Here is a 10,461-nt window from a genome sequence, read left to right as displayed (position 1 = left end):
AATTGGTTCGCTGACCATCGTCCGCAGGTCGCCGGCTGGTTCATCCGCCACCCGTCCGATCATCGCCACCGCCCCTTCCCATAGAGAGCTGATCCAGGCCTGAAGCGAAGGATGCTCCATCAGATCGTCACGCAGCCGGCTTGTGGTCTCCGACAAGGATCCGTCGGCTTCGATGGCTCGTAGCTGTTTGACGATGTTGGTATCGAGTTCCACGCGGAGCGGATGATCTGGCTGGTCCTTCACCTCGCCCAGGAACCGGTCGAGGCCGGTGAGGAGGCGTCCGAACACGACATCGTCAACGGATTCGGGTACCCACCACGGGGATTCTTCTCTGAGGCGATCGCGCAGGGTCGGCCTGGCGTTTCTTACCGATGTCTGCAGGGCGGTGATGGCCGCGTCAATCACCGTGACGTGATGTCCGTTGTCGATGGCGTGCTCGACAAAACTGATAAGCGCTGGTCCGAGGTCCGCGTCGATCGCATGGTCGACGATGAGGCGTTGGATGTTGTCCTGAATCGAACTGTCGTCGACCGCTTCCGCCAGCGAGCGAAGTAGACCGGCGGCCACACCGGCGACGGCGGTGGCGTGCTCGGGATCTGACAGATAGGCGGCCAATCGGTCGGCCGGCTTGAGGTGGGCGATGCGTTTGGTTAGTTGATCCGGGTTGAGGAACGTATCGCTGATAAATCGGCCGAGGCTGGCGGCGACGGCATCCTTACTGCGAGGAAGGACAGCGGTGTGGGGGATCGGTATCCCGAGCGGGTACCGAAACAACGCAGTGACGGCGAACCAGTCTGCGATACCTCCAACCATGGCCGCTTCGCTGGCAGCCCTGACATATCCGACCCAGGTGGCGTCAGCCAGGTAGAAGGTCGTGATGAATATGGCGGCGGCGGCGATGAGAAGCGATACGGCTTTCAGCTTCATAGCGCGCAGTCGCCGCACCTGCTCCGGGGTGCCGATCATCAGTTGTCGCGCAGGAACCGTTCGATCTCATCGACCAATTGCCCGCCCGTGTCAGGAGGCGGCGAGTACAGATCGGCCGACTCTTCGAGTTCGGCGAGGTACTCGGACATCTCGTCGGAATTGGAGACCGCTTTGTCGACCCGCCGCTCCCAGGCTTTGACGTCCCGGTCGAGACCGGCTGAGTCCAGATCCAGGCCAAGCAAGGCTTCCGCCTTGACGAGAAGCGTTTGGGCAGCCTTCGGGTTGCTGTTTTCAGACAAATAATGCGGCGTGGCAGCCCACAAGCTCGTCACCGTTACTCCGGCTTGAGTCAAGACCTCGGTGAGTATGCCGGTGATGCCGGTTGGGCCTTCGTAGGTGGGTGGGAGTAGACCGAGCGCCAACCGCTGCTCGGCATTGTCCGTCACGCCGATCACGGGCACCGGCAGCGTATGGGGGACCTGACCGATAAAGGCGCCAAGGGCGATCGCCTCGGATACCCCCAGTTCCGACAGAACATGGGCGATGATCCGGGTGAAGACTTTCCACCTGAGTCGTGGTTCTTCGCCGAGGATGACCACAAGATCGCGTTTCTGCTCTGTCTCGATGGCGTAGATGCGCGTCTCTGGCCACGTAATGATCCGATCGTCGCCTTCGTAGCTGACGATGGGTCGGCTGACCTGATGATCATTGAACGCATCATGATCGATGACGGCGACATCGAGGCTGTCATTGAGGCTCAACAAGTTCCAAAGCGCGCCACTGGCCGATTCGGCGGCGTCATTCCAACCGGAAAAGGCATATATGGCCACGGGGTCACGGAGTGACGGCCGGGATATCCACGACAGGTCTTCCATGCGACCAGCCTAGTGGCCCTTGACCTTAAGTCGGGCTTTGGGCAGGGTGCCTGGCTACCGGTATTCGGGGTTGGGGAAGTCGAATCGGCAACCGGCGTCCCAGGAAGCCCGCTGGTTTCCGTGCACCGGCCAGCCGCCGGCGTCCTTGATGATGCGGGCGGTGTGGAGAAGGTTCCAGGTCATGAAGGTGGTGTTCCGGTTGGTGAAATCATTCTCTGGACCACCTGATCCTGGATCGAGGTAGGACGGCCCTGGACCGGCCTCTCCTAGCCAGGCGGCGTCGGCTTGGGGAGGGATCACGTAGCCGAGGTGCTGAAGGGAGTAGAGAATGTTCATGGCGCAGTGTTTGGCACCGTCCTCGTTGCCGGTGATGAGACAGCCACCGGTTTTGCCGTAATAGGAGTACTGGCCGTGCTCGTTGAGTTGTGACGAGTTCCCGTAGAGCCGCTCGATGACCCTGGTGCAAATTGAGGTCTTCTCGCCAAGCCAGATGGCGGTGCCCAGCACCAGGATGTCTGCGTTGGAGACTTTGGCGTAGATGGCTGGCCATTCGTCGAAAGACGCTCCGTGTTCGGTCATGTCCGGCCACACGCCCGGCGCGATGTCGTGGTCGGCGGCCCTGATGACCTCCGTTGTGACCCCATTCGCTTCCATGATGGCGATGGAGATGTCCATCAGGCCCTGGGTGTGCGACATTTCCGGGGACTTCTTCAGGGAGGTGTTGATAAACAGCGCCGAGATATCTGAGAAGTCCCAGGTACTTGACGTAGAGATGGCCTGCTGTCGTTCTGAGAGCTCCATGATGTCCCTCGCCTTTCGTAGCTACCCGGCTTCCAACCGCCGTGAGGGCACCGTTGTTCCATGCGGGTTGCGGGAACCGAGCATCAGGATCTCTAGACGCGGATCCACACGAGGCTGAGTTCGCCAACCGAGATGTCGGTTTTTTCGAGGCCGATATCGACCGTCTCGATGTCGGCGGCCGCCGCGTCCCATTGTTCCATGATCGTGTTCACGTCGTTCTCGAGGTCATCTTCGAGCGCCCCGAGTTGATCGTTCTTGTTGGTGAGTCTCTCGCTGGCCGTTTGGAGTCGCTCCTGGGTCTGGCGGGTCATTCGTCGGCGGGAAGCAGCCGAACCAACCGCCCTTGATCGTGATCGGCCACCGAGAATCGACCCGAGAAGATCGCCGGCGCCGGAGATGAGTTCGCTTTGGCGTCGACCCTGGACGTCGGTTTCCAACTCTCTGACCCGTCGCTCGGCGCTCGCCAACTGGTCGTTAACCGTTCGAATCTTCATTTTGTATTTGTCCTTCAGGCTGGCAATGGCCGCATCGGCGGCTTCCTCGGCCGCGGTTTGGCACCGACTTTGAAAGTCGGCTTCGGTCTCTCCAATCCGCGAGTAGATCTTCAAGGCAGGGTTCTTGAAAACCTGCACCCGTTGGTTGCGGGACAACCAGTCACGCAGGGCCGTGGTTGCCGAGCTGTAGAAGCCCTTCGTGTCGATCGCGGCAACCGGTAGGGCGTAATTGCACCCTGCCGGGGCGACGGTCATCAGATCCCGGTCGTCGTAATCGACGACCTTGGCAGTGGCCGGGTCAAAACGGTCGCCGATCGGATAGAAAATGGCTTCCCACTCTTCGGTGTGGTCTATACCGGCGTATTGGTCGTCAAACACCATGTTGACCCTGGCTACGAGGCCGGCCTCAAGTCTGGTTCCGTTGGGGTCGATTCCCAATTCAGCCGCCCACGGTGCGGCCGGATCGAGGTAATACACCCGAGTGGTGTCGGGTACCTGTGGCGCCACCGGGCTCTCGTCCTCCGAGGCACCCTCCGACATGGCCCCAGCCGTTGCTTGGTCAGCCGGGTTTGGTGCCGGCTCTGACGGCTCGCGAGTTGCCACAGGGGACCGCTCTGGTGAGTCGGCGGTAAGTGACTTCACTTGCTCGCGAGACAGTGGGCCGGCGAGGTACGACATGGCCCATCGTGTTGTGAAAAGTCGCGGTGCCTTGGCCGATGTCGAATGCAAGATGAACTGACGTTTGTCGAGGTCCGAAATGAGTGCACTGAGCGTGTTGACATCGACGGCTCCTGACGCCGACTTGAGTCCTTCGATAATGCGAGCCTTGTCCCGTTCGGTTTGTAGCCGTCCGATCATCCAGGTTCCTGCGTTCGACATGGCCTTGTAGTCCAGGTCGACGGGGTTCTGAGTCGATAGCAACAAGCCAACACCGAAGGCCCTCGCCTGCTTGAGCAACGTGAGAATCGGCTTCTTGGAGGGCGGGTTGGCAGTTGGTGGAACGAATCCAAAGACCTCATCCATGTAGATGAGTGCCCTGAGGTCCGACGTGCCTTGCTGCTTGCGCATCCAGGTCACTACCTTCGATAACAGGAGGGTTACCACGAACTGGCGCTCCGCATCCGTCAAATGTGACAGATACATGATGGAGGCGCGGGCCTTGCCATCAGTGGTGAAGAGGAGGCTCTGGATATCGAGAGCCGGCCCCTCGGTCCACGAGGCGAAAGCCGGCGACGCAACGAGGCCGTTGAGGCTCATGGCCAGCTTCAGGCGATCCTTTGGAGGGAAGAAGGTATCGAGATCGAAGACCCCCAGTTTGCGAATCGGGGGTGACTGGACCTGGCCGATGAGTGAGGCAAGATCGAGGTTGCGCCCTTCGGTCCAGGCTTTTTCAAGTATGGTTGAAAGAAGGATGTGCTCCGGCGAGGAGATCGGGTCGGCCACAATGTTGGCGAGGACCAGAAGCGACGATACGAAGCCTTCGATCTCAGCCCGGATGGTCTCGGCCTCTGTCGCCCAATCAAGATCCGGGGCCGCCAGGGAACCTACGATATTGAGCGGGATACCTGCCACAGAACCAGGTGTATAGATCTGGAACTCTGCGCCAAGTCCCAGTTGGCGGAGCCGATCACCGGTGATGCCCCACCCTTCCAGACCGTTCTTCCATGTTTCGGCGGTCGAGGCAGCAAACTCGTCGGGCGTCTGATCCTGGCGGCGAGCCGCGCCCTCGTCGACCCATGGCCGAAAGTCCGACGGTTGAAAGCTTGGGAAGTTGAGCAAAAGGTTGCCCATGTCGCCCTTGGGGTCAATGATCAAGCAGGGAATGTTGGAGAGGAGCGCCTCCTCAAGAGCCACGATTCCAAGGCCGGTTTTGCCCGAGCCGGTCATTCCAATGATCACCCCATGCGTCGTGAGGTCATGGGAGTCATACAGGACGTTCTCGCCTGTCTTTTCGTTGCTGGTGGGATCGATGATCCCACCGAGGAATAGTTCGCCTCGAGCTTGTTCAACCATTGGTACTCCTGGGCCGTTCTGATCCGATTGTAGGACCCCGTCTTCGGCGAGGATTCTCTACGGCGCTCCGGGGAGAAGTGACTCAAGGTCCGCCAGCGCCGTGTCGAGCAGCTGCCGGTCGCGCACGTCGGCCACGTTGCCAGCCCTGGCCGTTGCCGAGGCAATGTGACGGCGAGCGAGGGATACGTCGCCTGCCACGAACGCGGCCCTGGCCAGGGATTCATGGGCGAACCCGACGTAGAACGGCTCGAGCGCTCCGGCTTTGGCAAACCCGAGCGCCGACTCACCGTAGATTCTGGCCAGGTCCGCATCTCCGATGAGCGCATACACCCGGGAGACTTGCCAGTCTGAGACTGAGAAATTCTTCTCGTCGCCGACCTTTCGCCAACAGGCGAGCGAGCCGAGTGCGGTTGCCAGCATCATGCGCTCTTCGTCTTGTGAGCGTGTTTCGAGGTCGATATAGCTCCATGCCTCATTGAACAGGCTTATCGCCGCTGCCCGCCAATGGCTGTCATCCATGGTTGATGCTTTTCAATGTGCTGATGAAGGTGTCAAGGTCGGCCTGATTGTTGTAGAAATGCGGCCCGATCGAGATTTCGTCGGGACTGTACGCACCCACGAGAATATCAAGGGCCTGCAGGCCGGATTGGACACGGAACGCATCGTCGACTTGCAGGGTGACGATGGCACCCCGATCTTCCGACGTGTCGGACGTAACCGGCACGGCCGCCGATTCGGCAAGCTCGATCACGTTGCCAGTGGCGGCCAGCGAGCGTTGCCGGATGTTTTCGATTCCGAGTGTGAAGAGGGGTTCGAGCCCGGCCGTGAGGGCGTAGAGAGCGGCCGGGTTCGGTGGCCCGTCGAGAAACCTGCCAATCCCGGACGGATCGGGATCGGGCCAGGTCGGGTCACCGTCGATCCCCCAGCCCGGGGTCCGTGGTTCAAGCTGGCCGAGAATCTCGGGATGCACGTACAACCAGGCCGATGAGGTCCCTCCGCAGAGCCATCCATCGGTGCGGCCAACTGCAAAGTCGACACCGAGATCCTCGATATCGATCGGTACGGCGCCGGCTGACTGTGAGCAGTCAAGTAGGACGTATCCATCGACGTCGTGGGCGGCGGCCACGACCCGCTTCAGGTCGATTGACGAACCAGATGGCGGCCCATCGCTCAGCATCACAATGGCGGTGCGCTCATCGATTTCTGCCAGGAGGGTCTCGGTGGCGATGGTGCGACCATCCCAACTGCGGACGATTGCCTCGGTGAGTCCGGCCTGGCGTTGCCAGTACCGGCGACCCGGACTGTGTTCCAGTTGAGTGGTCACAAATCGGGATTGAGCGGGCTGGAAACGGAAACACGAGTCGATGGCTACCAACGCGGCCATCATGCCGGTTGTGGCAACCGTCGTTTGGGGCGAAGCGCCCACCAGGGTGCCGATCGTGTTACCGACTTCGAACGGCAGGCTCGACCAGGCTTGATCCCAGGCTGACGATCCGAGGGTTGCCCAGTCTTCGGCGAATTGGGCAAGCAGATCCGAAGAAGCGAAACTCATGGCCCCCTGGTTATGGCTCGAGAGATAAGTCGTCGTTTCGAGAATGGGGAACTGAGATCGCCAGTTGGGTGCCATGGTTGCGAGTGTATCGCGATGCATTCGTCCGTTTCCTGTGGATCGCCTGTCGGCTCGTTTTACGAGCCGAGTACGATGGTCGCGTAGACCAATCTTTCCTACAGGACCTCCCATGACAGCTGGTGATCTCATCGAAGGTGGATTCGGGCCAAATATTTGGCTCGTCGACGAGATGTACCGCAAGTTCCTCGACACCCCAGCGAGTGTTTCCGAAGCCTGGCAAGAGTTCTTCTCTGATTACGCTCCCGGCTTGAACGCCCAGGTCGCCGTCCAGGGTAAATCCCCGGCACCGACGCCGACGGCTCCGGCGCCCGCCGCCGCTCGAGACGATCAGGAACTACCACCCGGCGCGTCGCCATTACGCGGGGTCTCAGCCCGGATCGCCGAGCGGATGGATGACTCGCTGTCGGTGCCAACCGCCACGTCAGTTCGGACGATCCCCGCCAAACTGCTGGAGGTCAATCGGCGGATCATCAATAATCAGCTGGCTCGAATCACCCTGGGTGGCAAGGTTTCGTTCACCCACCTGATCGGTTGGGCAGTGGTACGAGTGATTGCCGAGCAGCCCGACATGAACGTCGCCTACCAGGTGGTGGACGGCCAGGCTTATCTGGTGCAGCACGCGGCAGTGAATCTCGGCCTGGCAATCGATGTCGAGCGCAAAGACGGCTCCCGCAGTCTCATGGTGCCGAACATCCGGTCAGCCGACCAGATGAACTTTCAGGAGTTCTGGCTGGCGTACGAAGAGATGGTCCACCGGGTTCGTTCGAACAAGATCACCCCTGAGGACTTCGCAGGCACCACGGTCAGCCTGACCAACCCTGGCACGATCGGGACCGTTCAGTCGGTACCGCGGTTGATGGATGATCACGGGCTGATCGTTGGTGTTGGAGCGATCAATTTTCCACCCGAGTTTGCCGCGGCCAATCCGGCCTTTCTGGCCCGGATGGGCATCGGTCGGATCATCACCATGACTTCTACCTACGACCACCGGGTTATTCAGGGTGCCCAATCTGGCCGGTTTCTAGCCCGGGTGCATGAGCTGCTGCTTGGCGCAGATCGATTTTACGACGACATTTTTCAGGCGATGGGCATCCCCTATACGCCGGCGCGTTGGGCGGTCGACGACAACCCGCAGATTGGGACCACCGCGTGGGCCGAGAAACAGGCCAGGGTATTTCAGCTCATCAACATCTACCGGGTCCGTGGACATCTCATCGCCGACCTTGATCCGCTCAGGCAAAGCGCTCCGTTACTTCACCCCGAACTTGATCCGTTGACGTATGGCCTCACGATCTGGGATCTTGATCGGGAGTTCGCCACCGGTGGAATCCTTGACCAACCCGTCATGAAGCTGGGTGACATTCTCGGTTCACTGCGCGATGCGTACTGTCGGACAACTGGCATCGAGTACATGCATATCCAGGAACCCGTTCAGAAGGATTGGATCCAGAAGCGGATTGAGGGCGCCCAGCCGCCCGTTTCCCAGCAGGCGAAGATCCGGCTGCTCCGTAAGCTCAACCAGGCGGAAGCCTTCGAACGATTCCTCCACACCAAGTATGTGGGCCACAAGCGGTTTGGTCTTGAAGGGGCAGAGAGTCTCATTCCTCTGCTCGACACGGTCCTGAACTCAGCCGGTGAGGCCGGGATGGAAGAGGTCGTTATGGGGATGGCCCATCGTGGTCGGCTCAACGTATTGGCGAACACGATCGGCAAGGAATATGCCCGTATCTTCCGCGAGTTCGATGACGCCGATGTGGCCAAGACTCAGGGTTCGGGCGACGTCAAGTATCACCTCGGTTCAAGCGGGATTCACGAGTTGGTCGATGGCCGGAAGCTGGTCGTCTCGGTCGTGGCCAATCCCAGCCACCTGGAGGCTGTCGATCCGGTGCTGGAAGGATTTGTCCGTGCCAAACAAGAGCAGCACGGTCCGACCGGCCATCAGAAGGTGTTGCCGGTCCTTATCCACGGCGATGCCGCCTTTGCCGGGCAGGGCGTGGTGGTGGAGACATTGAACATGTCCCAACTGCGCGGCTATCGAACCGGTGGAACCGTTCATATCGTTGTGAACAACCAGGTTGGATTCACCACTTCGAGCCTGGATGCCCGATCGAGTTTCTACGCCACCGATGTCGCCAAGACGGTCCAGGCTCCCATCATCCATGTCAACGGTGACGATCCGGAAGCGGTAGCCAAAGCCGCCGAATTGGCCTTCGCGTTTCGCCAGACGTTCGACAAGGACGTCGTGATTGACATGATCTGTTATCGGCGTCGGGGTCACAATGAGGGCGACGAGCCGTCCTATACCCAGCCGATCATGTATCGGATCATCGATCAGCGCAGGTCGGTCCGCAAGCTCTATATGGAAAAACTGGTCAACACCAAAGAAATTTCCATCGAAGAAGGCGAGGCATTTCTTGAAGAGTTTCGAGGATTGCTCGACATGGCGTTCAATGAAACTCGTGACCTTGAAGCGGTGCCGTCTGACCCGGTAGTCGAGTCACAACCATCCGGGGCTCTGAGCTCGTCGGTCGACCGGGACATTCTCGAACAAATTGTGACGGCCGTTTCAACGCCTCCGGACGGATTCAACCTACACCCCAAACTGGTCCGACTCGTCGAGAATCGGCGCCGGATGTTCGATGAGGGGCTCGTCGATTGGGGCATGGCCGAAGCGTTCGCGTTTGGATCCATGGCGCTGGACGGAATCTGGGTCCGATTGGCCGGGGAGGATTCAAAACGAGGGACCTTCTCGCACCGTCATGCCAGCCTGGTGGACTACGAAACGGGTAAGGAATGGATCGCGCTCCAGGACCTCGCTGATGGGCATGCCAGACTTCGACTGGTCGACTCGCTACTGTCCGAGTTCGGTGCTCTCGGGTTCGAGTACGGCTACTCGATTGGAGCTCCGCAAGCTTTTACCGCCTGGGAAGCCCAGTTCGGCGACTTTGTGAACGGTGCCCAGGTGATCATCGATCAATTCATCTCGGCGGGCGAAGACAAGTGGGGCCAGCGATCCAGGCTGGTCATGCTGCTCCCGCACGGCTTTGAGGGGCAAGGTCCCGAACACTCGTCCGCCCGGTTGGAACGCTTTCTTCAGTCGTGTGCCGGGGACAACTTGCGGGTTATCGTGCCGTCCACTTCCACGTCCTATTTCCATGCGCTACGGCGCCAGTCGCTCGATCCGATACGGAAACCGATGGTCGTTCTCACGCCCAAGAGTCTTCTTCGAACCAAGGAAGCATTCGGGAGCGTTGAACACATTGTTACCGGGGCTTTCGAGCCGGTCATTGGTGACCCCGACGTTGTCGTTACCGACGTCAAACGTGTGGTGTTGTGCTCGGGCAAGGTGTACTACGACCTATTGGAGAACCGCTCGTCGGAGGTGGCGCTGGTTCGGGTTGAACAGCTTTACCCGTTCCCTGAAGCAGAGCTGATGGCCGAGCTTGGCCGATACCGTCGGGGAGTGGAGGTCACCTGGCTCCAGGAGGAGCCCGTCAACATGGGTGCCTGGACATTCATTCGCCCCCGGTTGGCGGCGTTGATCGGTGGTGAGGTCGGATTGATCAGCCGCCCGGAATCGGCCAGTCCGGCCAGCGGGAGCCATCACCAACACGACCGCGAGCAAGCTGCGCTCAGCGACCAGGCCTTTCGCTAGTCGTCGAGGGTTTGCGAATGTCGAGCTAGATGGCCGGGGGAGGCAGGTATCTGGCTTTGGTGATTT

At 60.0% G+C, this 10,461-nt stretch carries 7 protein-coding genes; 1 reads left to right on the top strand and 6 read right to left on the bottom strand.

Annotated features, from left to right (window positions below):
- From JJE47_07740 to JJE47_07715, 6 genes are all read right to left on the bottom strand, one after another.
- Positions 1-966: DUF445 family protein (locus tag JJE47_07740; protein MBK5267312.1), on the bottom strand; the 966-nt coding region annotated here is incomplete at its 3' end.
- Complete coding sequence (locus tag JJE47_07735) at positions 966-1,802, bottom strand: PAC2 family protein (protein ID MBK5267311.1); 837 nt, start codon at positions 1,800-1,802, stop codon at positions 966-968. The genes JJE47_07740 and JJE47_07735, both read right to left, overlap by 1 nt.
- Before the next feature lie 54 nt (positions 1,803-1,856).
- On the bottom strand, positions 1,857-2,603 hold the full coding sequence (locus JJE47_07730; protein MBK5267310.1) for a flavodoxin family protein: 747 nt from the start codon (positions 2,601-2,603) through the stop codon (positions 1,857-1,859).
- Positions 2,604-2,695: 92 nt separating this feature from the next.
- On the bottom strand, positions 2,696-5,110 hold the full coding sequence (locus tag JJE47_07725) for a DUF87 domain-containing protein (GenBank protein ID MBK5267309.1): 2,415 nt from the start codon (positions 5,108-5,110) through the stop codon (positions 2,696-2,698).
- Between the two features lie 57 nt (positions 5,111-5,167).
- On the bottom strand, positions 5,168-5,629 hold the full coding sequence (locus JJE47_07720) for a hypothetical protein (GenBank protein ID MBK5267308.1): 462 nt from the start codon (positions 5,627-5,629) through the stop codon (positions 5,168-5,170).
- Entirely contained in the window at positions 5,622-6,737 is a 1,116-nt protein-coding gene (locus JJE47_07715) for an aminotransferase class V-fold PLP-dependent enzyme (protein MBK5267307.1), read from the bottom strand. The genes JJE47_07720 and JJE47_07715 overlap by 8 nt, the downstream gene beginning before the upstream one ends.
- A gap of 112 nt (positions 6,738-6,849) precedes the next feature.
- Here JJE47_07715 and JJE47_07710 point away from each other — a divergent pair, with 112 nt between their 5' ends.
- The gene (locus JJE47_07710) at positions 6,850-10,395 is read left to right on the top strand and encodes a multifunctional oxoglutarate decarboxylase/oxoglutarate dehydrogenase thiamine pyrophosphate-binding subunit/dihydrolipoyllysine-residue succinyltransferase subunit (GenBank protein ID MBK5267306.1); all 3,546 of its coding nucleotides are present in this window, start codon (positions 6,850-6,852) and stop codon (positions 10,393-10,395) included.
- Positions 10,396-10,461 lie beyond the last annotated feature (66 nt).

This window comes from Acidimicrobiia bacterium, assembly GCA_016650365.1.
Taxonomy (GTDB): domain Bacteria; phylum Actinomycetota; class Acidimicrobiia; order Spongiisociales; family JAENVV01; genus JAENVV01.
This window is presented reverse-complemented; position numbering and strand designations above follow the sequence as displayed.

What these genes read in the sequence shown, in the direction of transcription:
- JJE47_07735 (MBK5267311.1), bottom strand. Translation starts at nt 1,802, where the DNA reads ATGGAAGACCTGTCGTGGATATCCCGGCCGTCACTCCGTGACCCCGTG.
- JJE47_07730 (MBK5267310.1), bottom strand. Translation starts at nt 2,603, where the DNA reads ATGGAGCTCTCAGAACGACAGCAGGCCATCTCTACGTCAAGTACCTGG.
- JJE47_07725 (MBK5267309.1), bottom strand. Translation starts at nt 5,110, where the DNA reads ATGGTTGAACAAGCTCGAGGCGAACTATTCCTCGGTGGGATCATCGAT.
- JJE47_07720 (MBK5267308.1), bottom strand. Translation starts at nt 5,629, where the DNA reads ATGGATGACAGCCATTGGCGGGCAGCGGCGATAAGCCTGTTCAATGAG.
- JJE47_07715 (MBK5267307.1), bottom strand. Translation starts at nt 6,737, where the DNA reads ATGGCACCCAACTGGCGATCTCAGTTCCCCATTCTCGAAACGACGACT.
- JJE47_07710 (MBK5267306.1), top strand. Translation starts at nt 6,850, where the DNA reads ATGACAGCTGGTGATCTCATCGAAGGTGGATTCGGGCCAAATATTTGG.